The 26,573-nt window shown below is 70.8% G+C and carries 18 protein-coding genes and 2 pseudogenes; 6 read left to right on the forward strand and 14 right to left on the reverse strand.

The features are described from left to right. Positions 1 to 119: 119 nt before the first annotated feature. A complete protein-coding gene (dnaJ, locus tag STSP_RS35190) occupies positions 120 to 1,256 on the reverse strand; it encodes a molecular chaperone DnaJ (RefSeq protein WP_067285169.1) in 1,137 nt (378 codons plus the stop codon). Next, a complete protein-coding gene (hrcA, locus tag STSP_RS35195) occupies positions 1,257 to 2,273 on the reverse strand; it encodes a heat-inducible transcriptional repressor HrcA (protein WP_067285171.1) in 1,017 nt (338 codons plus the stop codon). Between the two features lie 269 nt (positions 2,274 to 2,542). On the opposite strand from hrcA, the gene STSP_RS35200 reads away from it, so the two are divergent. Beyond that, complete coding sequence (locus STSP_RS35200) at positions 2,543 to 3,280, forward strand: MBL fold metallo-hydrolase (RefSeq protein WP_067285173.1); 738 nt, start codon at positions 2,543 to 2,545, stop codon at positions 3,278 to 3,280. A 34-nt stretch (positions 3,281 to 3,314) separates the two neighbouring features. Beyond that, a complete protein-coding gene (locus tag STSP_RS35205) occupies positions 3,315 to 4,127 on the forward strand; it encodes a DUF3097 domain-containing protein (RefSeq protein WP_067285175.1) in 813 nt (270 codons plus the stop codon). Between the two features lie 135 nt (positions 4,128 to 4,262). Here STSP_RS35205 and hemW read toward each other — a convergent pair whose 3' ends face one another. Then, entirely contained in the window at positions 4,263 to 5,495 is a 1,233-nt protein-coding gene (gene hemW / locus STSP_RS35210; protein ID WP_067285176.1) for a radical SAM family heme chaperone HemW, read from the reverse strand. Between the two features lie 68 nt (positions 5,496 to 5,563). Beyond that, positions 5,564 to 7,585: an ATP-binding SpoIIE family protein phosphatase gene (locus STSP_RS37975; RefSeq protein WP_232789918.1), complete on the reverse strand. Its 2,022-nt coding sequence runs from the start codon at positions 7,583 to 7,585 to the stop codon at positions 5,564 to 5,566. On the opposite strand from STSP_RS37975, the gene STSP_RS40665 reads away from it, so the two are divergent. Beyond that, positions 7,544 to 7,984 (forward strand): hypothetical protein, encoded by a 441-nt coding sequence (locus STSP_RS40665; RefSeq protein WP_067285178.1) that lies wholly within the window; start codon positions 7,544 to 7,546, stop codon positions 7,982 to 7,984. The genes STSP_RS37975 and STSP_RS40665 overlap by 42 nt on opposite strands. Positions 7,985 to 8,268: 284 nt before the next feature. After that, positions 8,269 to 8,475, forward strand: a pseudogene (locus STSP_RS37980) (hypothetical protein); the annotation flags it as partial. A gap of 167 nt (positions 8,476 to 8,642) precedes the next feature. Here STSP_RS37980 and STSP_RS35225 read toward each other — a convergent pair. Further along, a complete protein-coding gene (locus STSP_RS35225) occupies positions 8,643 to 10,532 on the reverse strand; it encodes an AMP-dependent synthetase/ligase (RefSeq protein WP_067285180.1) in 1,890 nt (629 codons plus the stop codon). A 347-nt stretch (positions 10,533 to 10,879) separates the two neighbouring features. Then, entirely contained in the window at positions 10,880 to 12,751 is a 1,872-nt protein-coding gene (gene lepA / locus STSP_RS35230; protein ID WP_067285181.1) for a translation elongation factor 4, read from the reverse strand. Positions 12,752 to 12,991: 240 nt separating this feature from the next. Between lepA and rpsT the strand changes: the two genes are divergently transcribed. Then, positions 12,992 to 13,258, forward strand: a complete 267-nt coding sequence (gene rpsT, locus STSP_RS35235) for a 30S ribosomal protein S20 (RefSeq protein ID WP_015660447.1) — start codon at positions 12,992 to 12,994, stop codon at positions 13,256 to 13,258. A gap of 270 nt (positions 13,259 to 13,528) precedes the next feature. Here the strand turns inward: rpsT and holA are convergent, their stop codons facing one another. The 8 genes from holA to leuS form a co-directional block, all read right to left on the reverse strand. Then, the gene (holA, locus tag STSP_RS35240) at positions 13,529 to 14,524 is read right to left on the reverse strand and encodes a DNA polymerase III subunit delta (RefSeq protein ID WP_067285183.1); all 996 of its coding nucleotides are present in this window, start codon (positions 14,522 to 14,524) and stop codon (positions 13,529 to 13,531) included. A 171-nt stretch (positions 14,525 to 14,695) separates the two neighbouring features. Further along, positions 14,696 to 14,941 carry a hypothetical protein gene (locus STSP_RS35245; protein ID WP_078067762.1) on the reverse strand — a complete coding sequence of 82 codons (246 nt, stop codon included), beginning with the start codon at positions 14,939 to 14,941 and terminating at the stop codon, positions 14,696 to 14,698. A 93-nt stretch (positions 14,942 to 15,034) separates the two neighbouring features. Further along, positions 15,035 to 15,916, reverse strand: a complete 882-nt coding sequence (locus STSP_RS35250; RefSeq protein ID WP_078067763.1) for a YceI family protein — start codon at positions 15,914 to 15,916, stop codon at positions 15,035 to 15,037. Positions 15,917 to 16,066: 150 nt separating this feature from the next. Continuing rightward, positions 16,067 to 18,703 (reverse strand): ComEC/Rec2 family competence protein, encoded by a 2,637-nt coding sequence (locus STSP_RS35255; protein ID WP_232789923.1) that lies wholly within the window; start codon positions 18,701 to 18,703, stop codon positions 16,067 to 16,069. A gap of 182 nt (positions 18,704 to 18,885) precedes the next feature. Then, the gene (locus tag STSP_RS41400; RefSeq protein WP_408646401.1) at positions 18,886 to 19,527 is read right to left on the reverse strand and encodes a ComEA family DNA-binding protein; all 642 of its coding nucleotides are present in this window, start codon (positions 19,525 to 19,527) and stop codon (positions 18,886 to 18,888) included. A gap of 726 nt (positions 19,528 to 20,253) precedes the next feature. Next, complete coding sequence (locus STSP_RS35265; RefSeq protein ID WP_067285188.1) at positions 20,254 to 21,099, reverse strand: DegV family protein; 846 nt, start codon at positions 21,097 to 21,099, stop codon at positions 20,254 to 20,256. A gap of 270 nt (positions 21,100 to 21,369) precedes the next feature. Then, positions 21,370 to 22,137, reverse strand: a complete 768-nt coding sequence (locus tag STSP_RS35270) for a hypothetical protein (RefSeq protein WP_067285190.1) — start codon at positions 22,135 to 22,137, stop codon at positions 21,370 to 21,372. 164 nt (positions 22,138 to 22,301) lie between these two features. Next, positions 22,302 to 25,208 carry a leucine--tRNA ligase gene (leuS, locus tag STSP_RS35275; RefSeq protein ID WP_067285193.1) on the reverse strand — a complete coding sequence of 969 codons (2,907 nt, stop codon included), beginning with the start codon at positions 25,206 to 25,208 and terminating at the stop codon, positions 22,302 to 22,304. 501 nt (positions 25,209 to 25,709) lie between these two features. Here leuS and STSP_RS35280 point away from each other — a divergent pair. Beyond that, a pseudogene (locus STSP_RS35280) lies at positions 25,710 to 26,573 on the forward strand (cytochrome b/b6 domain-containing protein); the annotation flags it as partial.

Raw genomic sequence — 26,573 nt, forward strand, 5'->3', positions numbered from 1 at the left:
CAATCGTTCCGCAGGGCGGAACGGGTGGGCACAGCACCACGACGCACGGCAACGTCGTATGTAAGGCCCACCCCGTGCAACGGGGGCACCCAACCGCAAGGGTGACGCCCCCAAAGGCGTCACCGCCCGTTGAACGCATCCTTGAGCCGCGAGAAAAGCCCCTGCTGCCCCGGCTGGAACTGCCCCGTGGGCCGCTCCTCCCCCCGCAGCTTCGCCAGCTCCCGCAGCAACCGCTCCTGCTCAGGATCAAGCTTCGTCGGCGTCTGCACCTCGACATGCACGACAAGATCGCCACGCCCGCCACCCCGCAGATGCGTGATGCCACGCCCGTGCAGCGGAATCGACTGCCCGGACTGCGTACCGGGCCGGATGTCGACCTCCTCCAGCCCGTCCAGCGTCTCCAGCGGCACCTTCGTGCCGAGCGCCGCGGCCGTCATCGGGATGGTGACCGTGCAGTGCAGATCGTCGCCGCGCCGCTGGAAGACCGGGTGCGGCAGCTCGTGGATCTCCACGTACAGATCGCCCGCGGGCCCGCCACCCGGTCCGACCTCGCCCTCGCCGGCGAGCTGGATCCGCGTGCCGTTGTCGACACCGGCGGGGATCTTCACGGTCAGCGTCCGCCGCGACCGCACCCGGCCGTCGCCCGCGCACTCCGGGCACGGGGTGGGCACGACCGTGCCGAAGCCCTGGCACTGCGGGCACGGCCGCGAGGTCATGACCTGGCCGAGGAAGGACCGCGTGACCTGCGACACCTCGCCCCGGCCGCGGCACATGTCACACGTCTGCGCCGACGTGCCGGGAGCGGCACCCTCGCCGTTGCAGGTGTTGCACACCACGGCCGTGTCGACCTGGATGTCCTTCGTGGTCCCGAACGCCGCCTCGTCCAGCTCGATCTCGAGCCGGATCATCGCGTCCTGGCCGCGCCGCGTACGCGACCGCGGGCCCCGCTGGGACGCCGTACCGAAGAAGGCGTCCATGATGTCCGAGAAGTTGCCGAAGCCGCCGGCTCCGAAGCCGCCCGCTCCCGCTGCACCGCTCGACGAGAGCGGATCGCCGCCGAGGTCGTAGACCTGCTTCTTCTGCGGGTCCGACAACACCTCGTACGCGGCGTTGATCTCCTTGAAGCGCTCCTGCGTCTTCGGATCGGGATTGACGTCCGGGTGCAGCTCGCGGGCGAGCCTCCGGAAGGCCTTCTTGATCTCGTCCTGGGACGCGTCGCGGCGCACGCCGAGTACGGCGTAGTAGTCCGTGGCCACTTACGACTCCGCCAGGATCTGTCCGACGTAACGTGCCACTGCGCGTACTGCTCCCATCGTTCCCGGGTAGTCCATGCGGGTCGGGCCGACCACGCCGAGCTTGGCGACTGCCTCGCCGCCCGAACCGTAGCCCACCGACACCACAGACGTGGAGTTGAGCCCCTCATGGGCGATCTCATGACCGATCCGTACGGTCATTTGAGAATCCTTGGCCTCGCCGAGCAGCTTGAGGAGCACGACCTGCTCCTCAAGCGCCTCGAGCACCGGCCGGATCGTGAGGGGGAAGTCATGTGCGAAGCGGGTGAGATTGGCGGTGCCGCCGATCATCAGCCGCTCCTCGGTCTCCTCGACCAGCGTCTCGAGCAGCGTCGAGAGCACGGTCGAGACGGTGCCGCGGTCCTCGCTCTCGAAGGCCTCCGGCAGATCCTGCACCAGCTGCGGCACGTCGGTGAAGCGCCGGCCGACGACCCGGCTGTTGAGCCGCGCCCGCAGATCGGCGAGCGAGGTCTCACCGAAGGGGGCGGGGCAGTCGACCATGCGCTGCTCGACGCGGCCGGTGTCCGTGATCAGTACGAGCATCAGCCGGGCCGGTGCCAACGACAGCAGCTCGACATGGCGCACCGTCGACCGCGTGAGCGACGGGTACTGCACCACCGCGACCTGCCGGGTCAGCTGCGCGAGCAGCCGCACCGTGCGTGCCACGACGTCGTCGAGGTCGACGGCGCCGTCGAGGAAGTTCTGGATGGCCCGGCGCTCGGGCGGGGTCATCGGCTTGACGCCCGCCAGCTTGTCGACGAAGAGGCGGTACCCCTTGTCCGTGGGGATGCGCCCCGCGCTGGTGTGCGGCTGGGCGATGTAGCCCTCCTCCTCCAACACCGCCATGTCGTTGCGCACGGTCGCCGGGGAGACGCCGAGCTTGTGCCGCTCGGTCAGAGCCTTGGAGCCGACGGGCTCCTCGGTGCCGACATAGTCCTGGACGATGGCGCGCAGCACTTCGAGTCTGCGTTCACTGAGCATCCGCGCACACCTCCAGGTCTGTCGTCCCCTTGCGGCCTCTCGCCTGGCACTCACTGTGTGCGAGTGCCAGCGTTCCCCAAGTGTACGGCCGGTAGGTACGGCCCCGGCAAGGGCGGTCACACCGGAGCGCTGCCGATATGTGCGGTCTGGGCTGGGGTGTCGTGCCGCGGCGGGCCTCGGCGACTAGCGTCGCCGGTAGGCAAGTGGGCTCCCGGACGGGGCGAGGATCGTGTCGTGGGAATCGTGACGGACGTGGCGCGGGGAACATGATGGACGTGGCGTGGGGATCACGGGGCTGGGAAGGGCTGTCGCCCCGCGTGGGCCGCCGCCGGCTGCCGGTGTGGGACTGCACGGTGGGCCTGGTCGTGGGCGAGGGGGCGGCGCTCATGGTCGACGCGGGGTCGAGCCTGCGGCAGGGCGCTGAGTTGCGCCAGGAGGCGCAGGCGCTGCTCGGCCCCGGCCGGCGCGTGACGCATCTCGCACTGACACATCCTCATTTCGACCATGTGCTCGGCGCGGCGGCGTTCGCGGGGGTCGAGGTGTACGGCCCGGTGGGGATCGACTGGGTGTTCGCGGCGGGCCGCAAGGACCTGCTGGCCGACGCGGTACGGCACGGGCTCGACCCGGCGGACGCGGCGGAGGCCGCGGAACTCCTCGTCGCTCCGCGTCACCGGGTCAGCGGCGAGTGGACCCTCGACCTAGGCGGCGGCCACCAGGTTCTGCTCGCGAATGTGGGCCCTGGCCACACCGGACACGACATGGCGGTCCTGGTGCCCGCCACCGCCACGACGCCCGAGATCGTCTTCTGCGGAGACCTCGTCGAGGAGTCGGGCGAACCGCAGGCGGGCCCGGACGCGGTGCCGTCCCGCTGGCCCTCAGCCCTGGACCGGCTGCTGAGTCTGGGCGGCGAGGACGCGGTGTACGTACCGGGGCACGGTGCCGCGGTGAATGCGGCGTTTGTCCGGGCGCAACGCGATCAGCTGGCGGCCCGCTTCGGCGTGTCATAGTCACGGCCCAAGCCTTCTCCCTATCGTCATCCGAATGCGCCAGTACTCACCAGATCTGACCCCACCTTGGAAGAAGCCCAAGCCGGTACCGGAGGTCCCGGCCGAACCAGGCCTGGTCGTCGAGGAGCCCGGCACAGGCTTCTGCGGTGCGGTGATCCGCTGCGAGGCGGGCACGGTCACGCTGGAGGACCGCTTCGGCAAGCACCGGGTGTTCCCGCTGGAGCCGCGCGGGTTCCTGCTGGAGGGCCGAGTGGTGACGCTGGTCCGGCCGTCATCGGCTCCGGGACGACCGACCCGTACCGCATCCGGCTCTGTGGCCGTCCCGGGCGCACGCGCGCGTGTCGCCCGCGCCGGACGGATCTACGTCGAGGGTCGCCACGACGCCGAACTGGTCGAGAAGGTGTGGGGCGACGACCTGCGCATCGAGGGCGTCGTCGTCGAGTACCTGGAGGGCGTCGACGACCTCCCGTCGATCGTCGCGGACTTCTGCCCTGGCCCCGACGCCCGCCTGGGCGTCCTGGTGGACCACCTGGTCCCCGGCTCGAAGGAGTCCCGCATCGCCGAGTCGGTCACGAGCGAGTACGCGCTCGTGGTCGGCCACCCGTTCATCGACATCTGGGAGGCGGTGAAGCCGTCGGCGCTCGGCATCCGCGCATGGCCGACGGTGCCGCGGGGTCAGGACTGGAAGACGGGAGTGTGCCGCGCCCTGGGCTGGCCGGACAACACGGGCGCGGCATGGCAGCACATCCTGTCCCGGGTGCAGTCGTACAAGGACCTGGAGCCGGCACTCCTGGGCAGAGTGGAAGAGCTGATCGACTTCGTCACCACCAGCCCGTCCGGCGTTTGAGGACGAGGCCGTTCAGGCCGATACGGGGGTCTGGGGGCGGAGCCCCCAGGGACGGGAAGGGTAGGGGCGGCGGGGGCGAAGAACCCATCCGCCGCGGGCGCGAAGCCGGACACTTGGCACCGGGCCTGGAGACCCTCAGTCGACCAGGTCCCTGACCACCGCATCCGCCAGCAACCGCCCCCGCAACGTGAGAACGGCACGCCCGTCCTCGTACGGACCGGCCTCCAGAAGCCCCTCGGACAGCGCCCGCCGGGCCGCGGCGAGGCCATCCGGGCGCAGGAGGGACAACGGGCACCCCTCCCGCAACCGCAGCTCCAGCAGAACCCGCTCCACACGCCGATCCTCCTCGGAGAGGACCTCGCGTCCGGCCCCGGGCGACCGCCCTCCCGCCAGCGCCGCCGCATACGCCCCGGGATGCTTGACGTTCCACCACCGCACCCCGCCCACATGGCTGTGCGCCCCGGGTCCGGCCCCCCACCAGTCGGCACCCCGCCAGTACAGCTCGTTGTGCAGGCACCGCCCGGCCTCGGAGGTGGCCCAGTTGGACACCTCGTACCACTCGAAGCCCGCCCCGGACAGCGCCTCCTCCGCGATCAGATAGCGGTCCGCGTGGACGTCGTCGTCGGTCATCGGGATCTCGCCGCGGCGGATGCGGCGGGCGAGCTGGGTGCCCTCCTCGACGATCAGCGCGTACGCCGAAACGTGGTCCGGACCGGCGCCGATGGCCGCGTCGAGGGAGGCGCGCCAGTCGTCGTCCGACTCGCCCGGCGTGCCGTAGATCAGGTCGAGGTTGACGTGGTCGAAGCCTGCCGCGCGCGCCTCGGCGACGCAGGCCTCGGGACGTCCAGGGGTGTGCGTGCGGTCCAGGATCTTCAGGACGTGCTGCCGGGCGCTCTGCATGCCGAAGGAGATCCGGTTGAAGCCGCCCTCGCGCAGGGCCGCCAGATACGCCGGGTCGACGGACTCCGGGTTCGCCTCCGTGGTGATCTCCGCGTCGTCCGCCAGCCCGAACTCGTCCCGGATGGCCGCAAGCATGCGTACGAGATCGTCCGCGACCAGCAGGGTCGGCGTACCGCCCCCGACGAAGACCGTCCGCACCTGCCGTGGATCGTCGCCGAGCACCTTGCGGGCGAGGCGGATCTCGTCGGTCAGGGTCGCCGCGTAGTTGTCGCGGGACGCGAGCACGCCGCCGGTGCCGCGCAGCTCGGTGGCGGTGTACGTGTTGAAGTCGCAGTAGCCGCAGCGGGTGGCGCAGTACGGGACGTGCAGGTAGAACCCGAGGGGGCGGTCGGCGGCGCCGGCCAGGGCGTGCGCGGGCAGCGCGCCGTCCTCGGGCACGGGCTCGCCGTCGGGGAGTGCGGAAGGCATGCGTTCCATTGTCCCGTACCGGAGGAATCCGCCGGACCGCGCCGAGTCGCCGCGGCCGGAAGGGCAGCTCACTGGGCCTGGAGCACCAGCAGCGCCAGATCGTCCTCCGGCGGCCCGTCCGCGAACTCGTGGACCAGCCGCCGTATCCGCTCGGCCACGAGCGGTGCGCTCAGCCCCGCGCAGTCGGCGAGCGCGACAGCGAGACCGTCGCCGTCGTCGAACTGGCGCCGCCCGGAGCGGCGCTCCGTCACCCCGTCGGTGACGCACAGCAGCGTGTCGCCGGCGCGCAGCTCGAGGCTCTCGCTGTGGTACGTCACGTCCTCGACGACCCCGAGCAGCACCTGCGGCGCAGCCGCGGCCCGTACGTCGCCGTCGGGGCGCAGCAGCAGCGGCAGTGGGTGCCCGGCGGAGGCGAGAGTGCAGTGCACGCCGTCGCCGGTGGGAACCAGCTCGCCGTAGAGGAGGGAGAGGAAGCGGGGCATGGAGCCCTCGGGCGGTACGTCGGGCCCGCCCACGGCGGCGATGGCGCGCGCGGCCGCGTCCGCAGCCTCCGTGGCGTCGTCGAGCAGCATCTGGTTGAGGCGGTCGAGGACCTCGGCGACCTGGTAGCCCTCGCGCGCCAGCAGCCGCAGCCAGGGCCGGGCGAGCCCGATGACGACGGCAGCCTCGGGCCCCTTGCCCTGGACGTCTCCGAGGGCGAAGCACCAACGTCCGTGTCCGGCGGGGAACACGTCGTAGAAGTCGCCGCCCGGGCCGCCCTTGTCACGCGGTTCGTAGACGAGGGCGGACTCGACGCCGGGGATCTGCGCGACGGCCGTGGGCAGCAGGCCGCGCTGCAGGACACGGCTGATGGTGGCCTGGCGGGCGTACTGCCGGGCCGCGCCGATGGCGAGCGCGACGCGGCGGCAGAAGTCCTCGACGAGGCCAGTGATCTCGTCGGGGAAGCGGGTCAGACCCGACCTGCCGATGACGAGAGTGCCGAGCGGCCGGCCGCCTGCGATCAGCTGGTACGCGAGGGCCGCACCGGGTGCCTCGGACGTGTCGTCCGACGACCTGCCGTCCAGTGACATGTCGTCCGGCGGCCTGTCGTCCGGCGACCTCACGTCCGACGTGTGGTCCGGCGTGTGGCCCGATGCACCGTCCGCTGCGCCATGCGATGCACCACCCGATGGTCCGTGCGGCGCCTCCGCTCCAGGCCAGGGCACCGGGACGGCTCCGGAGCGCAGCGTGTCGGGGAGCATCGGCGGTTCCTTCTCCAGGATGCGGCGGAGCTCCTCGATGCGGTTCTCGTTGACGTGCCAGACGCGGGCGAGCCGAGGCCAGCCGGACGCTCCCGTCCCCGCCCCGGCCCCGGCGCCGCCGTGCCGTTCGGTCGCGCGCCGGCCGCCCGTTGCGGCGTCCGTGCCCCAGCCCGCCCGGCCGTCCTCGTCGTTCAGCCACACGGCGCACCAGTCTGCGAGCCGCGGTACCAGGAGCTGTCCGGCGAGGGCCGCGACCAGGTCCTCGTCGAGCTGCCCGGCCAGCAGATCGGAGGCCTCGGCGAGGAAGGACAGCGCGCCGTGGTTGACCCAGTCCTGATCCCCGGAGCCGCGCCCGGGCGGTGCGAAGGGAGGACCGGCCGCGCTGAACCCGCGCTGCGGGGCGCTCTCGCCTGCGTACGCCTCGCTCTCGAGCACGGCGGGCAGGCCGGCGATCGGCAGCCGGGCCCAGACGGTCTTGGTGCCCGGCCGGTAGGTGACTCCCCAGGACGTGGACAGGGCGGAGACCAGATGCAGGCCGCGCCCGAACTCGGGCGTCCCCTGCGCCACGGCGAGCCCGTCACCGCGTACCGCCCGCGCAGGGTGGTGGTCGGAGACCTCGATGACGAGGGAACCGCCGGCCTCGACGCTCGCCGGGGCGTACTCGCCAGACTGCGCAGTCTCCGTGGTCTCCGCTGCCTCCGCGAAATACGGGACGTATCCATCGGGCTGGTAGGCGTGCTCGTCCAGGGCGTACGCGCCCGCCTCGACGGGCTCGAGCCGGCACAGCAGCTCCACGTCGGTGCCCGCGTGCACGACGGCGTTGGTGACGAGCTCGCTGACGAGGACCATCGCGTCGTCGACGAGACGTTCGACGACGGGCGCCGCCAGAAGGGCATGCGGGGCGCACTGATCCCCGGCCACGGCATGGGCGGCGACGGAGGCGCACTCATCCGCGGCCACGCCATCGGCCACGACGGAGGCACACTCATCCGCGATCACGCCATCGGCCGCAACGGACGCGCACCCATCCGCGATCAGGGCATCGGCCGCGCCGACATCCGCGCCGACATCCGCGTCAGCGCCGCCCGCAGCGAGAGCCTCGGCGGACCCGCGATCCGCCGGCCCTGCCGCCCCCGCCCACTCCGCCAGCACCGCCCGCACGAAGCGGCGTGCGGCGGCCGGTGCGAGCGGGTTGCCGGGCAGCGACGTACGCGCGACCGGCGCCGTTCCGGGCGGGTGCGCCGGTAACGCCGGTGACGCGGCGGCACGGAATGCGGTCTTCCGTTGCCTCGGGATGGGCCCCACGGTGCGGCTCCTGAGCAGTTCGGGGAGTAGGCCTCAGGCGACTCGGACAGGGTGACAGACCGACCGCGCCCATAAGCACCGAGTTACCGAAGTGGCCGGTCGTGGATGAGAAGAGTGCTATGCGCGTGCTCGAAACAGGACAGATTCCGCCATCGGATCCACGCCCTGTGCACGCAGCCATGACGGCTCTTGCGCGCTGGCGACTCCCGTGTGCGCGCCCCCGTTTCCGACTGGGCCGCACGGTCAACAAGCACGGTCAACAGGACGTGGATCAGCTGTCACTCATCACGGGAGCGGTGCCCCGGGGCGCGCGCGAGATCGGCGCCGAGGGGCGGCTGGGCGGCCACGCGAAAGCGCAAGCTCTGTCCGGAAGTTGGCGTGATGTGATCGAAAATGTCAACATCATGGCCGCCCGGCTCGCCCGGCTGACCGCATAGATGCGCGGCATCGCAGTCACAGTCAAGGGAACCGGTGAGCTGCCGGAGCTCCGGGAGCCGCTGGATCTGCCGGAGCTGAAGCCAAGGCGATCGCTCTCGGCCGGGCGACAACGCAATCGGGCCCGGGGCACCCCTCAGGCGCCCCGGGCCCGCCCGTCACACGGTCACCCCTCGCGGGTCCCCGCATACATCTCGTCGATGAGCCCCTTGTACTCCCGCTCGACGACCGGCCGCTTCAGCTTCAGGCTGGGCGTCAGCTCCCCGTGCTCGACATCCAGATCCCGCGGCAGCAGCCTGAACTTCTTGATGGTCTGCCAACGCTGCAGGCCCTCATTCAGCCGCTTGACGTAGCCGTCGATGAGCTCGACCGTCTCCGGCGCGGCGACCACCTCGGCGTACGACTTGCCGCCCAGGCCGTTCTCCTTGGCCCAGCCGAGGATCGCGGGCTCGTCGAGCGCGATCAGGGCGGTGCAGAAGTTCCGGTCGGCGCCGTGCACCAGGATGTTGGAGACATACGGGCAGACGGCCTTGAACTGGCCCTCGACCTCGGCCGGCGCGATGTACTTGCCGCCAGACGTCTTGATCAGGTCCTTCTTGCGGTCCGTGATCCGCAGATAGCCGTCGGCGGAGAGCTCACCGATGTCGCCGGTGTGGAACCAGCCGTCCGGCTCAAGGACCTCGGCGGTCTTCTCGGGCAGCCCGTGGTAGCCCTCCATGATGCCCGGGCCGCGCAGCAGGATCTCGCCGTCGTCCGCGATGCGCACCTCGCAGCCGGGCAGCGGCTTGCCGACGGTGCCGGTGCGATACGCCTCGCCGGGATTGACGAAGGACGCGGCGGACGACTCCGTCAGGCCGTAGCCCTCCAGGATGTGGACGCCGGCGCCCGAGAAGAAGTACCCGATGTCGGGCGCGAGCGCGGCCGAGCCGGAGACGCAGGCGCGCAGCCGGCCGCCGAAGGCCTCCCGCAGCTTGGCGTAGACGAGCGCGTCGGCGATCTTGTGCTTGGCGGCGAGGCCGAAGGGCGCCGACGTGCTACCGGTACGGCGGAAGTTGTCCTGGGTGACCTTGGCGTACTCGCGGGCGACCTCGGCCGCCCACTGGAAGATCTTGTACTTGGCCGGGCCGCCCGCACGGGCCTTGGCGGCGACGCCGTTGTAGACCTTCTCGAAGATGCGCGGCACCGCGGCCATGTACGTCGGCTGCACGACCGGCAGATTCTCGATGATCTTGTCGACCCGGCCGTCGACCGCGGTGACGTGCCCGACCTCGATCTGGCCGCTGGTCAGCACCTTGCCGAAGACGTGGGCGAGCGGCAGCCACAGGTACTGCACGTCGTCGGCCGTGACCAGACCGGTCGCGGCGATGGCCTTCGCCATGTACGACCAGTTGTCCTGCGGCAGCCGCACGCCCTTGGGACGGCCGGTGGTGCCCGAGGTGTAGATCAGGGTCGCCAGCTGGTCGGCGGTGATCGCCGAGACCTTCTTCTTGATCAGGTCCGGGTTCTTCTCGAGGTACGCGGCACCGCGCACCTCCAGCTCGGCGAGCGTGAGGACCCAGCCCTCGGGGTCGTCGTCGGAGGGCTCGACACCCTTCGGGTCGATCACCACGACGTGCGCGAGGTCCGGCAGCTCAGTGCGCTTCTCGCGCGCCTTGGCGAGCTGCGCCGCGTCCTCGGCGATCAGCACCCGGCTGTCCGAGTCCGACAGGATGAACGCGGACTCCTCGGCGTTCGTCTGCGGATAGACGGTCGTCGTCGCTGCGCCCGCGCAGAGGATGCCGAGGTCGGCAAGGATCCACTCGACCCGGGTTGCTGAGGAGAGGGCCACCCGCTCCTCGGGCTGCACGCCCAGCTCGATGAGCCCGGCCGCGATGGCGTAGACCCGGTCGGCCGCCTCGGCCCAGCTCAGCGACTTCCAGTCGTCCGGCCCCTCACCGGAGGCCGGCGGCACGGGATAGCGGTAGGCCTCGGCATCGGGTGTGGCCGCCACGCGCTCCAAGAAGAGAGTCGCCACGGACGGCGGTCGGTTCTCGATCAGGGTCTGTGTGTCGCTCACGACATCCTCCGGGCCCGCGGCAGTGCGTCTCCACTGACTCACAGTGCGTGCGACTGACTAGTGCGGCTGGTGTTGTTTAACTCACGAGTAACCATCGAGCAGTGATCAGAGTAGAGCGGAGAGGCCGCGCACGTAAGAGGCCACGGCCTGTCACTTCCTACAGAGACGGGGCGCGCTGCCGGGACTCGGGGCGCGTCCCACCGCCACGGAAGCTGCGGCAGCCCGCCCGTACACGGACGCCACAGGGCACATACGGCACATATACGGATGGGCCCGGCGCGCCGTGGTGGCGCGCCGGGCCCATCGCCCGCCTGCCTTCGCCCGGAAGGCCCGTGCCTGCCCGAGGGCTACTTCTTGCTCTTGGACTGGCCGCTGTCGTCGCTGGACAGCACCGCGATGAAGGCCTCCTGCGGGACCTCGACGGAGCCGACCATCTTCATCCGCTTCTTGCCTTCCTTCTGCTTCTCCAGCAGCTTCCGCTTACGGGAAATGTCACCGCCGTAGCACTTGGCGAGAACGTCCTTGCGGATGGCGCGGATGGTCTCGCGGGCGATGACCCGGGAGCCGATCGCGGCCTGGACCGGCACCTCGAACGCCTGCCGCGGAATGAGCTCCTTGAGCTTGGCGACCAGCCGTACGCCGTATGCGTACGCCTGGTCCTTGTGGGTGATCGCCGAGAAGGCGTCCACCTTGTCGCCGTGCAGCAGGATGTCGACCTTGACCAGGCTGGACGTCTGCTCGCCGGTGGGCTCGTAGTCGAGGGACGCGTAGCCGCGGGTCTTGGACTTCAGCTGATCGAAGAAGTCGAAGACGATCTCGGCGAGCGGCAGGGTGTAGCGGATCTCGACGCGGTCCTCGGAGAGGTAGTCCATGCCGAGCATGACGCCGCGCCGGTTCTGGCAGAGCTCCATGATCGAGCCGATGAACTCGGACGGCGCGAGGATCGTGGCCCGTACGACCGGCTCGTACACCTCGGCGATCTTCCCCTCGGGAAACTCGCTCGGGTTGGTGACGGTGTGCTCGCTGCCGTCCTCCATGACGACGCGGTACACCACGTTGGGCGCGGTGGCGATCAGGTCGAGCCCGAACTCCCGCTCCAGGCGCTCACGGATCACGTCCAGGTGGAGCAGACCCAGGAAGCCGACGCGGAAGCCGAAGCCGAGCGCTGCCGAGGTCTCGGGCTCGTACACCAGCGCCGCGTCGTTGAGCTGCAGCTTGTCGAGGGCGTCACGCAGCTCGGGGTAGTCCGAGCCGTCCAGCGGATACAGGCCGGAGAACACCATGGGCTTGGGGTCCTTGTAACCGCCCAGCGCCTCGGTCGCCCCCTTGGACTGCTGGGTGATCGTGTCACCCACCTTGGACTGGCGGACGTCCTTCACACCGGTGATCAAATAGCCCACCTCGCCGACGCCGAGGCCGTCGGCGGGCAGCATCTCGGGCGAGTTCGTCCCGATCTCGAGGAGCTCGTGGGTCGCGCCCGTGGACATCATCCGGATCCGCTCACGCTTGTTGAGCTGGCCGTCGACGACTCGTACGTAGGTCACGACGCCGCGGTAGGAGTCGTAGACCGAGTCGAAGATCATCGCGCGGGCGGGGGCGTCGGCGACACCGACCGGGGCCGGGATCTCGGCGACGACCTTGTCCAGCAGGGCCTCCACGCCCAGGCCGGTCTTGGCGGAGACCTTCAGCACGTCCTCGGGCTCGCAGCCGACCAGATTGGCGAGCTCCTCGGAGAACTTCTCCGGCTGCGCGGCCGGCAGGTCGATCTTGTTGAGCACAGGGATGATCGTGAGGTCGTTCTCCATCGCCAGATACAGGTTGGCGAGGGTCTGCGCCTCGATGCCCTGGGCCGCGTCAACCAGCAGGATCGTGCCCTCACAGGCCGCGAGGGACCGGGACACCTCATACGTGAAGTCGACGTGCCCCGGGGTGTCGATCATGTTGAGGATGTGCGTCCGGCCCTGGCCGTCACCCGTGGTGGGCGCCCAGGGCAGCCGTACCGCCTGGGACTTGATCGTGATGCCGCGCTCGCGCTCGATATCCATACGGTCGAGGTACTGAGCGCGCATCTGCCGCTGCTCGACCACACCGGTCAGCTGGAGCATCCGGTCGGCGAGCGTGGACTTGCCGTGGTCGATGTGCGCGATGATGCAGAAATTGCGGATCAGAGCCGGGGCGGTACGGCTCGGCTCGGGCACATGGTCAGTGATCGCGGGCACGCAGGGTCCTGTCTCTTGAGGCGCCTGTCGCCTCGGGTCGGATCAAGTCGGATCAATACGCAGGTTCCATGGTCCCACGGGCCGGGGGGTGCGACGGGTTTGGGCCGGTCCCCGGTCCGCTGGTAGCCTGGGCAGCTGTGTCTCATGCCCTCTCAGCGCGAGACACAAAGAAAGATTAGGAATGAAATCACCGGTACGGGACCTGCACGGGCCCGTGCCTGAACCTGAAAAGGCTCATTCGTGGCGAACATCAAGTCCCAGATCAAGCGGATCAAGACCAACGAGAAGGCCCGGCTGCGCAACAAGGCCGTCAAGTCCTCTCTGAAGACCGCGATCCGCAAGGCTCGCGAGGCCGCTGCCGCGGGTGACGTCGAGAAGGCCACCGAGTACCAGCGCGCTGCCGCGCGCCAGCTCGACAAGGCCGTCTCGAAGGGCGTCATCCACAAGAACCAGGCCGCCAACAAGAAGTCGGCGCTGGCTTCCAAGGTCGCTTCCCTCAAGGGCTGAGTCGGCTGGGTCCTCGCGACCCATCCCCTGACTTGACCGCCGGAAGGACCCAGAGCGGGCCCTCTCTCATCCGCTCCCGACCGGCACCCCCGGGTTCGTACGCGGCCTGCGTTCGCCACGCGGGTACGAACCCAGCAGCTTGACCCGAAGGCCCCTGCCTCCGCCCTTCCCCCGGGCGGCGGCAGGGGCCTTCGGCGTGGGCGGAACCGGCGCGCAACGGCGGAACCGGCCACCGGTCGGCGGCCGCGAGCGGGCCGAACGGGGACGCCCCTACCCCCGCCGGGCCCGCGCGGCCCGAGCGATCGTGACGACCGCCTTTTCGAGGGCGTACTCGGGATCGTCACCGCCGCCCTTGACGCCGGCGTCCGCCTCCGCCACCGCCCGAAGGGCCACCGCAACCCCTTCCGGCGTCCACCCCCGCATCTGCTGCCGCACCCGATCGATCTTCCACGGCGGCATGCCCAGCTCTCGCGCGAGATCCGCGGGGCGGCCGCCACGGGCGGCCGACAGCTTTCCGATGGCCCGCACGCCCTGCGCCAGCGCACTGGTGATCATCACGGGGGCGACCCCGGTCGCCAGCGACCAGCGCAGCGCCTCGAGCGCCTCGGCCGCCCGACCCTCCACCGCCCGGTCGGCCACCGTGAAGCTGGACGCCTCTGCGCGTCCCGTGTAGTAGCGGCCCACGACGGCTTCGTCGATCGTGCCCTCTACATCTGCGACGAGCTGTGACACGGCGGAGGCGAGCTCCCGCAGATCGCTGCCTATCGCGTCGACGAGCGCCTGGCACGCCTCGGGCGTCGCCGAGCGCCCCAGGGTCCGGAACTCGCTCCGCACGAACGAGAGCCGGTCCGCCGGCTTGGTCATCTTGGGGCAGGCGACCTCCCGCGCACCCGCCTTGCGCGCGGCATCCAGCAGCGCCTTCCCCTTGGCACCGCCCGCATGCAGCAGCACCAACGTGATCTCCTCGACCGGAGCAGCCACATACGCCTTCACGTCCTTGACCGTGTCGGCCGACAGATCCTGCGCATTGCGCACGACCACGACCTTGCGCTCGGCGAAGAGCGAGGGGCTCGTCAACTCGGCGAGCGTGCCGGGCTCCAGCTGGTCCGGGGTGAGGTCACGCACGTCCGTGTCGGCGTCGGCGGCACGGGCCGCGGCCACGACCTGCTGCACGGCACGGTCGAGCAGCAGCTCCTCCTGCCCCACGGCAAGCGTGACGGGCGCGAGCGGATCTGCCTGACCGGCGGTTTCAGTCTTCCTTGCCATCGCGCCCAAGCATCCCACGGCCCACTGACAACGCCCCCGGCATCCACCGGCAGGCGTCGCCCGGCGAAGAACAGCAGCAGGCCACCGGGCCCTCCGGCCACCTTGCCCGCGGGCCGCAGGACCGGGAGATCACCGTTCGCAAAACGCGGTCTCGCGGCCGCGGCCGCGTGGTCACGGCTCCTCGCGCCACCCGTCCCACTCGCCCGCGAACGCGTCCAGCGCCACGGGGTCGAGCCGGTCCTCGGGGTCCTCCACGACCAAGAGCCACTGCGCGTCCTCGGCGTCGTCCTCGCCGGCCAGGGCGTCCCTGACGAGCTTCGGCTCCTCCTCGACCCCGAACCGTTCGCCGAGCGCCTCGGCGGCCTCCTCCGCGGCATCGCGGTCGGGCAGCACCAGCACATGTCTCACATCGCTCACGTGCACATTTTCCGGTACCACCGAGGCCTCGGTCCCTCGGGCCCCACACCTTGCGGACCGCCTGCACGTCACGCCTTGGGGACCGCCTGCACGTCACGCCTTGGGGACCGCCTGCACGTCCAAGTCAATCTTGATGCTGGGTCCGACCACCGCTATGCCACGCGCGAGCATCGTCTGCCAGCTGATCGTGAAGTCGTCGCGGTGCAGTTCGGTGGTGGCGCGGCAGGCGGCCCGCGTCTCGCCCTCCATGCCGGTGCCGACACCGAGATACTCGGTGTCGAGCGTGATCGTGCGCGTCACGCCGTGCAACGAGAGCGCACCGGTGATCGCCCACCGGCTGCCGCCCCTGTGCACGAACCGGTCGCTGTAGAACTCGAGCACCGGAAACCGGTCCACGTCTAGGAAGTCGGCGGACCGCAGATGGTCGTCGCGCATCTTGACATTGGTGTCGATGGAGGAAGCATCGATGACCACATGCATCGCGGAGTGCTCGATGCGCTCGGCTATGCGTATGACCCCCGCGAACGTGTTGAACCGGCCGTGGATACGGGCCAGCCCGATATGCCGCGCGGTGAAGCCGATGGAGGAGTGCGTCGGCTCGATCTCCCAGTCCCCGGGCTGCGGCAGCACCGGCAGCTGGGCGACCTGCAGCGTGACATCGCCGAGCGAGGCGTGCGCGCTCTCACCGACCGAGGCGTTCGCGTGGTACGGAGTGAAGCCCTCCGCGGAGACCGCCAGGCGGTAGTCACCGGCCGGCACGGTCGCGACGAAGGAGCCGAAGGGGTCGGTGCTTCCGCTGACCACCGTGCGGCCCATCTCGTCGCTGATGGCGAACTCGGCGTTCCGCACCGGCTCGTTCACCGGGTCGAGCACCCGACAGCTGACCACACCGGCCGAAGGCGGCACCTGCACCGCGGAGAAAGGACCCGAGCGCAGAACCCGATTCGATTGACTGCCCCGCCGACGGCCGAACATGCGCAACATCCCCCTGTGCCACTTGCCTCACTCGTATCGAGGATGCATTCGACCACTGATGCGGCATTCGAGGCAACACACGCTCACATTACGGGAATGCAGCGGAAGTAATGTGAGCTGGCACGAGTAATCCCGAATTGGTCGGTGCAGTTACTGATTCTTCAGGTGGGATGTGGTTTCTGCGGGTAGCACCCCACCACGCCCCGGCGGCGCCCGAGCCTCACGACCGGTCGTCGGCCCTGCCTCGGCGGCCGCCCACATCAGTCCCCCGGCGGCCGCCCCCATGACGGCCAACGCCCCGTCCCTGTCCGTACGGAGCACCGTGGCGCCCCCGCTCTGCAAAGCCGCGACGGTGCCGGGCGAAGGGTGCCCGTACGGGTTGTCCTCGCCACATGAGATCAGGGCCAGACGGGGAGCGGCGCGACGCATGAGCACGGGATCCTGGTACGCCGAACCGTGATGGGCCACCTTCAGCACATCCACACGCGGCAGCCGTGCGCCCGAAGGGGTCCGCAGCAGTGCCCGCTGCGCGGGTGGTTCGAGGTCGCCGAGAAGCAGCATGGTCAGTCCTGCGGTTCGTACGAGCAGCGTGACGCTGGCGTCGTTCGGGCCCTCCGGCTCTGGCGCCGGGCGCGGTGGAGGCCACAGCACCTGCCACTCGAGGGAGCCTGTGCGCCGCCGCTCCCCCGCCGCAGCCCGGCTCACCGGAATGTTCCGGACGGCCGCCTGTCGGCGAACGAACTCGGCTTGATCGGGCGGCTCCTGAAACCCGGTCGTCTCGATCGCCCCGACCGAACGCCCGCGCAACACCCCGGGCAGCCCCGCCACATGGTCGGCATGGAAGTGCGTCAGCAGGACGAGCGGAATGCGAGTGATACCGAGCGAACGCAGACAACGGTCGGCCAGCACCGGATCCGGCCCGGCGTCCACGACCACCCCGCTGCCGTGTCCTGCAGAGAGCACGGCGGCGTCCCCCTGGCCCACGTCGCACAGCACCAGCCGCCAGCCGGGTGGCGGCCATCCCGTGATCACCCGCTTCAGCGACGGCGGTTGCACCACCACGACCAGGAGCAGCAGGGCGCAGGCCGCGATCCACCAGGGGTGCCTCACCATCCGCCGGCCCACCAGCACGACCACAGCCGTGGCGATGGCGAGCAACAACCCGCCGCTCCAGCCGCCCGGCCAGTCCACGCCGTTCCCGGGCAGTGCCGCACCGGTACGGGCGATCTTCGCGATCCAGTCGGCGGGCCAACTCGCGCACCAAGCCAGCGCCTTGGCGAGGGGCATCGCCACAGGTGCCGCCGCCAGCGCGGCGAAGCCCAGCACGGTGGCCGGGGCCACCGCGAACTCCGCCAGCAGATTGCAGGGCACCGCCACCAGACTCACCCGCGCGGCCAGGACCGCCACGACCGGGGCACACACCGCTTGGGCGGCAGCCGCCGCGGCGAGAGCTTCGGCCAGACGCGGCGGCACACCGCGCCTCCTGAGTGCGGCACTCCACCGCGGGGCGACCGTGAGCAGGGCACCGGTGGCCAGTACGGAGAGCAGGAAGCCGTAACTGCGGGACAGCCACGGGTCGTAGAGGACGAGCAGCAGCACCGCCGCGGCCAGCGCGGGGATCAGGGAGCGGCGCCGCCCGGTGCCGATGGCGAGTAGCGCGATGCCTCCGCAGGCCGCCGCCCGCAAGACGCTCGGCTCCGGCCTGCACACGATGACGAAGCCCAGGGCGAGGGCGCCGCCGAGCAGCGCGGTAGCCCGCAGGGGAATACCGAGGCGCGGAGCGAGACCGCCCCGCTCCGCCCTGTGGGCCCTTCCCGGCGGTCCGATGAGCAGGGCGAGCAGGATCGTGAAATTGGCCCCGCTGACAGCAAGCAGATGCGTGAGATCCGTCGCCTTGAAGGCATCGTCCAGGTCGGCCGGTACACGGGAGGTGTCTCCCACGACGAGCCCCGGCAGCAGCGCCCGCGCGTCCGGCGGCAGCCCGTCCGTGGCCTCGCGAAGCCCGCCGCGCAACTCTCCGGCGAACCGCTGTAGCCCGGACGGTGCTCCCACGACATGAGGGCTTTCGCCGCGGCTCACGCGCAGCACTGCCGCGATCCGTCCGCTGTCGGCGAGCGGCGGCGCGAGCCGTGCCTGCACACGCAGATGTGTCGAGGGAAGCAACGCGAGCCAGGGCGAGCTGCCAGGGTTCCGCGCCGTGGGCGGACCAGTGGTGTGAGACCTCCCGGAATCCGATGGGGTGGGCGGGATCGCGTCGGCGATCAGGAGGACCGGTGTGCGGGTCGACGTCGCCGTGCCGTCCGGCGTCACGACGCGGAGCACCTGGGCGTCGATGACCACACTGGTCGGTGCCAGGTGATGCCCCTTGATGCGCGGTCTGGTGAGACGCGGGTCCGAGCTCACCTCCAGCTCCGCCGTCACCTCGGCGTATCGCGCCGCCAGGGCGGGGACGGGACCGCGGCGTACATCGGCCCCGTGGAGAGCGGCCGAGGCGGTGGATGCGGCCGTGCAGAGAAGGACCGCGGCCACCGAGAGGCGTCCCCACGCTCGCCGGGGCCCAGCGGAATGCGCCTGCCTCCTCGCTCTCGCGACCACTTCTGGCAGCAACAGCATCCCGGCTGCCACAACGGAGAACGCCACCGCAAGTGTTGCCCAGCCCGGAGGCGCCCCCAGCGCCACGGCCGCCGCCGCCCACGCCGCCAGCGCGGGCGGCACGAGACGGAGGTCGGGAGGCCCTTCCTGCCGCGGGTGTGCCACACCGAGCCGGTTCCCGGACGCCGCGTGCACAGCCTGGCGAGGAGCCTGCGGGGGTGCCGTGCCCGCCGTGGGGACGGATGCCGACGGGGTCCCCGTGTCCACCGAGGGGAGGGATGCCCGCGGGGTCCCCGTGTCCACCAAGGAGACGGATTCCGGCGCATGGTTCGAGGACGCAGGTCCTCGCCTGCCGCGTGTGTGAACTGGCCGCCGGCTCATGGCCGTACGAGATTCTGCAGGTCGGCGAAGCGTCGGTCTCCGATGCCGTTGACCTCACGGAGCTCGTCGACCGAGCGGAAACCGCCGTGTTGGGTGCGGTAGGCGATGATGTGCTGTGCCAGCACAGGACCGACGCCCGGCAGCGTGTCCAGCTGTTCCGCCGTGGCCGTGTTGAGGCTGACGGGACCGGCGGGGGCCGCGCCGGAGCCGGCCCCTGCCGCACCCGGCGCTACAGGCCCTCCTGTCATGGCTCCCGGGGGCCCGCCGACGACCACCTGCTCGCCGTCCACGAGGAGGCGCGCCCGGTTGAGTCCTCCGATATCCGTGCCCGGGCGGACACCGCCCGCCGCGCGCAGCGCATCCGCAACCCTGGAGCCCGCGGGCAGCTCGTGGATTCCGGGGTCGCGTACCCTCCCGCTGACGTCGACGACGATCGCTGCGCCGCCCCCGTCCGGGAGGGCTCCTCTCGCTGCCCCCGCACCCACCCCGGCCGAGGCGTCCGGCGCTGCTTCCTCCCCGGCAGCCGGGGCCTCCGCGCGCACCACGTCAGGCGCGCGCACCGGCTGGGTCCGCCCGGTCCAGAAGTGCTGCACCGCGAAGACCGCTGCGGCAACGAGGACCACGGCGAGCGCTGTCACGCTGCGCCGCTCGAGACCGCATCTCAACTGCAGCCACAGCGGAAGCCGTTCCCGTACGGCAAGCGCGGCCCGCCCTCGCCACGACGGCTCCGCGCGTTCCGCATGCCCCGTGGAGTCGGCCGTGTCCTCGGCCGCACCGGCACCATCCGGCGCGCCGCCAGTCGCAGCACCAGGCCCTTCGGCAGGCGCGGCATCCGGCCCACCACCAGGCGCAGCACCAAGCCCCCGAGCGGGCGCAAGACCAGCAGAAGCAGAAGCAGACGGAGACGCAGACGCAGACGCAGACGCAGCAACAGAACCTTCGCCGGCCGGCCCCCCGGGCGGCGGGCCATGCTCCGAATCCCCCCGCCCCCGCCGCCCCGCCTGTTCCGCCTCCGCGAACAGCGCCTCCGCCCGCAGGCGCAACGCCTCGGCCGAAGTGCGCCGGCGGCCGACTCGCCCCCGCCCGTGCCCGTAGCCGTAACCGCGGCCGTGGCCTTGGCTGTAGTAACCGTGGCGCCGGCTGTGACGTCGCCGTGCCCGGAGGTCGGAGGCGGGTCCGCGCCCCGGCCCACTCGTGACGACGGTGACCCTGTGGCTGGAAGGTGATCGAAGTCCCATGGCCGCGAAGCTATGCCCCGCGAGACCAACCCGCTGATCTTGCTCGAATTCCGTGGATTACCCAGCAGTTGTGGATAACTGCGTCACCCACAAGGGCCGCGTCCACACACCCGACCGCGCGCCCCCTCACCGAGGCGAAACGACAACCCCCAGCAATCCGGGTCCCGTATGGGCCCCGATCACCGCACCCACCTCGCTCACATGCAGGTCGGCCACCCCGGGCACCCGCTCCCGCAGCCTCTCGGCGAGTGCCGATGCCCGTTCCGACGCCGCGAGATGGTGGACGGCGATGTCGACGCGGCCCGTTCCGGCGCGCTCGGCCACGACCTCCTCGAGTCGGGCGATCGCCTTGGAGGCGGTCCGCACCTTTTCCAGGAGCTCGATGCGGCCACCGTCGAGCTTGAGCAGCGGCTTGACCGCGAGAGCCGATCCGAGAAGGGCCTGCGCGGCCCCGATCCGGCCACCGCGGCGCAGATAGTCGAGAGTGTCGACGTAGAAGTACGCGTACGTGCCCTTGGCCCGCTTCTCGGCGGCCGCGACCGCCTCGTCGACCGTACCGCCGGCCTCCGCGGCCTCGGCCGCCGAGAGGGCGCAGAAACCGAGGGCCATGGCCACCATGCCGGTGTCCACAACGCGTACAGGCACAGCCGCCTGTCCCGCCGCGAGCACGGCGGCGTCGTACGTTCCCGACAGCTCTGAGGACAGATGCAGCGAGACGATCCCGGTGGCGCCGGCTTCGGCGACCTTGCGATACGTCTCGGCGAACGCCTCCGGGCTGGGCCTGGAGGTGGTCACGGGCCGCCGCTCCTGCAGCGCCTGGGCCAGCGAACGTGCCGAGATCTCGGTGCCCTCGTCGAGCGCCTGGTCGCCCAGGACCACCGTCACGGGTACCGACGTGATGCCGTGGCGCTCCATCGTCGGCTTCGGCAGGTAGGCCGTGGAATCCGTGACGATGGCGACATGGCGGGACATGAGCTGGAGATTACCTGCCGGGGCGCCCGGGCGGCAGCCCGGCCCCACCGGCCTTCTGCGGGATCACCCACCGGCATGCTGCAGGACCGGCCTCCAATCCTCTGCCCGATCACCGCGACGACGCACACGGAGCCAGCCACAACGGCGCACACGCCACGAGCCACAGCAACACACGGAACCAGCCACGACGGCACGCGCGTTCACCCAACGGCACAGCCACCGCATGAGTCTTCAGCCGGCCGCCAGAGCCGCCGCCCACATCAAGTCGTGTCAAGTCGTGTTCTCGGGGCGGGCCTTCTTCTGCCACGAGTACGTGACCCGCGGGCCCGGCGGTGTGATCGCGGGCCGCGTCGGCTCCTGGCCTGCCGCTGCCGAGGAGTCCTGCCAGGTCTGTTCGGCGGCGGCCCCTTCGGGACCCGGGGCCTCCGGCCACGAGGCGGCGGGACGCGACGCCGGACCCGGCGACGACCCCGCATGCCGCGGCTGCTCCGGCTCCGTCGTCCAGTGGCGCAGGGCGCCCGCCTCCACGTCGATCTGGGCACTCAGCGACTCGAGGTCGTCGTCCGCGAACCGGCGCGCACGGTCACGCGCCGCCCAGCGCAGGGCGTCCGCCGACGTGGTGATCCGCTCCGTACGCTCCCGCAGCGCAGGCAGCTGCTCGGCGAGGCGGGCCCTGTCCGGCTCGCTCTCCAGCCGCTTGAGCTCGTCGTCCAGCTCGTGTCCGTGGACGCTGAGGCGCTCGAAGAGGCCGAGGGACTCCTTCAGCGAGGCGTCCTCGGCCACGGCCGCGTGCAGCGCGTCCTGGGTGGCCCTCATCGAGGTGCGCAGGTGCAGGCGCAGCTGGGCCAGCTCGCCCACGGCTCCCGGCTGTGCGAGCGTCCGCGCACGCAGCGTGGTGTCCTCCACCGTGCGGCGCGCCTGGGTGATCGTGCGGTCCACGCCGCGCTTAGCGGCGCCGACGACCTTCACCGTGGCGTACCCCGCCACCACGACGAAGAGCACGAACAGCAGCGCCACGACTGCGATCACGACGTCCATGACGCTCCTCCCAGGACCTGTACCGGTTCTCCCACGGTAAACGGAAGAGGCAGGCCGAGGGTTCCTGTGGAACCCCCAACCTGCCCGTAGGGGACTACCCCGACCGACTACCTCGCCCCGGGTCGGCCGGGACGGTGCCGCCCCGTCCCGGCCACAGGCCCCGTTTACGCAGGAACGATGTTCACCAGCTTCGGCGCCCGCACGATCACCTTGCGGATGCCTGCGCCGCCCAGCGCCGCCACGACCTTCTCGTCAGCCAGCGCCACCTTCTCCAGCTCCTCGTCGGAGATCGACGGAGAGACCTCCAGGCGCGCCTTGACCTTGCCCTTGACCTGCACGACGCAGGTCACGGTCTCGTCCACGACGTACGCCGGGTCGGCCACGGGGAAGTCCTGGTGGACCACCGAGTCCGTGTGGCCCAGCTTGCGCCACAGCTCCTCGGCGATGTGCGGGGCCAGCGGCGCGATCAGCAGCACCAGGCGCTCGGCAACGGACCGCGGCACGGCACCGCCGGCCTTGGTCAGGTGGTTGTTCAGCTCGGTGACCTTGGCGATGGCGGTGTTGAACCGCATGCCTTCCAGGTCCTGGCGGACGCCGTCGATCGCCTTGTGCAGGGCGCGCAGCGTGTCCTCGTCGATGTCGGACTCGGCGACGTCGACGACGGTGACCTCGCCCGTCGTCTCGTCGACGACGTTGCGCCACAGCCGCTGCAGCAGCCGGAACTGGCCCACCACCGCGCGCGTGTCCCACGGCCGCGACACGTCCAGCGGACCCATCGCCATCTCGTACAGGCGCAGCGTGTCCGCGCCGTACTCGGCGGCGATCTCATCCGGAGTCACCGCGTTCTTCAGGGACTTGCCCATCTTTCCCAGCAGCCGGGAGACCTTCTCGCCCTGGTAGTAGTACGCGCCGTCGCGCTCCTCCACCTCGGCGGCCGGCACCGCGATGCCACGGCTGTCCCGGTAGACGTAGGCCTGGATCATGCCCTGGTTGAACAGCTTGTGGAACGGCTCGGCCGACGAGACGTGCCCCAGGTCGTACAGCACCTTGGACCAGAAGCGCGCGTACAGCAGGTGCAGCACGGCGTGCTCGGCGCCGCCCACGTACAGGTCGACGCCGCCGTGCGGCTGGCCCTCGCGCGGGCCCATCCAGTACTGCTCGATCGCCGGGTCGACCAGCTTCTCGCTGTTGTGCGGGTCCAGGTAGCGCAGCTCGTACCAGCAGGAACCGGCCCAGTTGGGCATGGTGTTGGTCTCGCGGCGGTACTTCTTCGGGCCGTCGCCCAGGTCCAGCGTGACGTTGACCCACTCTTCGTTGCGGGACAGCGGGGTCTCGGGCTGGGTGTCGGCGTCGTCCGGGTCGAAGGTGCGCGGCGAGTAGTCCTCGACCTCCGGCAGCTCCAGGGGCAGCATCGACTCGGGCAGCGCGTGGGCGATGCCGTCCTCGTCATAGACGATCGGGAACGGCTCGCCCCAGTAGCGCTGGCGGCTGAACAGCCAGTCGCGCAGCCGGAAGTTGACGGTGCCCTGGCCGATGCCCTTGCGCTCCAGCCACTCGGTGATGCGCGCCTTGGCCTCGACGACGCCCAGGCCGTCCAGCGAGATGTCGTCGTTGGAGGAGTTGATGATCTTCGCATCGTACGACGCGAAGGCGTCCTCCCACGTCGACGTGTCGGTGCCGCGGCCGTCGGTCGGCTCGACGATGCAGTGGATCGGCAGCTCGAAGGCGCGCGCGAACTCGAAGTCGCGCTGGTCGCCCGCCGGTACGGCCATGATCGCGCCGGTGCCGTAGCCCATCAGGACGTAGTCGGCGATGAAGACGGGGACCTGCTCGCCGTTGACCGGGTTGGTCGCGTACGCGCCGATGAAGACGCCGGTCTTGTCCTTGGCCTCGGCCTGCCGCTCGACGTCGGACTTGGAGGCGGCCTGCGCGCGGTAGGCGGCGACGGCTTCGGCCGGGGTCGCGTGGCCGCCGGTCCACACCTCGTGGGTGCCCTCGGGCCAGGCGGCCGGGGTGAACTTCTCGACCAGCGGGTGCTCGGGCGCCAGCACCATGTAGGTCGCGCCGAACAGGGTGTCCGGGCGCGTGGTGAAGACCGTGATGCGCTCGCCGTCGATCGGGAAGTCGACGCGCGCACCCTCGGACCGGCCGATCCAGTTGCGCTGCTGCAGCTTGATGGCCTCGGGCCAGTCCAGCGCCTCCAGGTCGTCCAGCAGCCGGTCGGCGTAGGCCGTGATGCGCATGTTCCACTGGCGCAGCTTGGCCTTGAAGACGGGGAAGTTGCCGCGCTCGGAGCGCCCGTCGGCGGTGACCTCCTCGTTGGCCAGCACGGTGCCCAGGCCCGGGCACCAGTTGACGGGCGCGTCGGAGGCGTACGCCAGGCGGTACTCGCCCAGGACGTCCGCGCGCTCGGCGGCGCTCAGCTGGTTCCACGCGCGCGTGGTGCCCGGAATTGCGCGCTCGCCGCTCTCGAACTGGGCGATCAGCTGGCTGATGGGACGGGCCTTCTTCGCCTCATCGTCGTACCAGGAGTTGAAGATCTGCAGGAAGATCCACTGGGTCCACTTGTAGTAGTCCGGGTCGATCGTGGCGAACGACCGGCGCTTGTCGTGGCCCAGGCCCAGGCGGCGCAGCTGCGCCGTCATGTTCTCGATGTTGGCCTCGGTGGACACGCGCGGGTGCGTGCCCGTCTGCACGGCGTACTGCTCGGCGGGCAGGCCGAAGGCGTCGAAGCCCAGGGTGTGCAGGACGTTGTGGCCCGTCATGCGCTGGAAGCGGGCGAAGACGTCCGTGGCGATGTACCCCAGGGGGTGGCCGACGTGCAGTCCCGCACCCGAGGGGTACGGGAACATGTCCATGATGAACTTCTTGGGCTTGGCCGCCAGCGCCGGGTCGCCCGCCAGGTCGCCCTTCGGGTTGGGGGCCTCGTACGTCCCGTCGGCCTCCCAGAAGTCCTGCCAGCGTGCCTCGATCTCGGCGGCCATGGCGGCCGTGTAGCGGTGCGGCGCGGCCACCTCGGCCGTGGCCCCTCCCGCGCCTTCGGCGGCGGGGGAGGAATTCGTCTCGCTCATGATCCTCAAAGCTCCATCGATCGTCTCTGCCAGCGGTCCGGAAGCCGTGCGCAACCGGTTCGGAAACGAAAAAGCCCCTCGCACAGGAGGGGACGCCGCGCCGATTCCGACGGGTCTTTTCATCCGTCGGCACTGATCAGCGCGGCCCGCTAAGCAGAAGGCGTACGGCACGCATGGCGTCAGGGTACCGCAGCCCTCGCGCGGCCCGCGACGAGCTTCCGCCGGGGGGCGGAACCGTCGGCCACGCGCGCGTGGCGTGGCTCACACCGTTGAAGGGGCGGGGCTCACCCCGCGTACTGCTATCGGGGCAGCAGAAATCCCGGGTTGCCCTTTGGTAACAACGCAATAACTCAAACCACGTACCCAACGGTTTGCTGACACCTAGCATGCGGCTGTGGGAACGCTTTGCCGAACCATTCGGAGTCGCCGCCCATGAACCCTCGTCGCAAGATCCGTTCTCTTCCGCTTCCGAGCCCCACGGCCCGGGGCGGGGTGGCGGCGATGACGCTGCTGCTCATACCCGTGCTCGTGTTCGTCGGAGGTGATGGTTTCCGCGACTTCCTCAACTTCGGCGCGGGCGTCCTGTCGCTCGTCTCCCTCACCAGCTCCGTGATCTGGGGCCTGGTCGCCACGGACAGGCTGTTCCTCAACTCCCGGCAGCGGCTGCTCGCCCAGGCCGTCCACCGCGCGACCGCGGTCGCCGCGCTGGCCCTTCTGCTGCTGCACATCACGGTCAAGCTCGCACTGGACCACACCACGCTGCTGGCCGCACTGATCCCGTTCGGACTCGGCTTCACGGGCACGAAGGGCCTCATCGGCTTCGGTTCCCTCGCAGCCCTGCTCATGGTCACCACTGGGCTGACGGGAGCCCTGCGGAGCGCCTTCGCGTCGCCGGTCCAGGTGGCCGCCCGCTGGCGGGCGGTCCACATGCTGGCCTATCCGGCCTGGTGCTCGGCCCTGATCCACGGGCTGTACGCGGGCCGTCCCGCCGCCACCTGGGTGACGGTGATGTACTGCCTGGCCCTGGCCGCGGTCGTGGGCGCCATCGCGCTGCGCGCCGCACCGCTCCCGGTCAAGCGGCAGGTCGCCGCCCGGATCCTGGCGGTACTGCAGCCGGACGACAGAGGGCCCAGCGAGGCACGGGTGCGCCGGGACACGGCGGATTCCCCGCTGCCGGGCACCGTTCTGCCCGGCGGCGCGCTGAGCGACAGGGCACCGGGCGGTTCGACAGGCTCGCCCCTGGACGGCAGGCCCCCGGGCTACTCCACGCTCGGCGGCACGACCACTCCGCCTCGCCCCGAGCCTGCCTTCCCGTCCCCCTCAAGCACGCCTCTGCGCGGCATGACACCCCCCACCCCACCGCTC

This window comes from Streptomyces jeddahensis (assembly GCF_001642995.1).
GTDB lineage: Bacteria > Actinomycetota > Actinomycetes > Streptomycetales > Streptomycetaceae > Streptomyces > Streptomyces jeddahensis.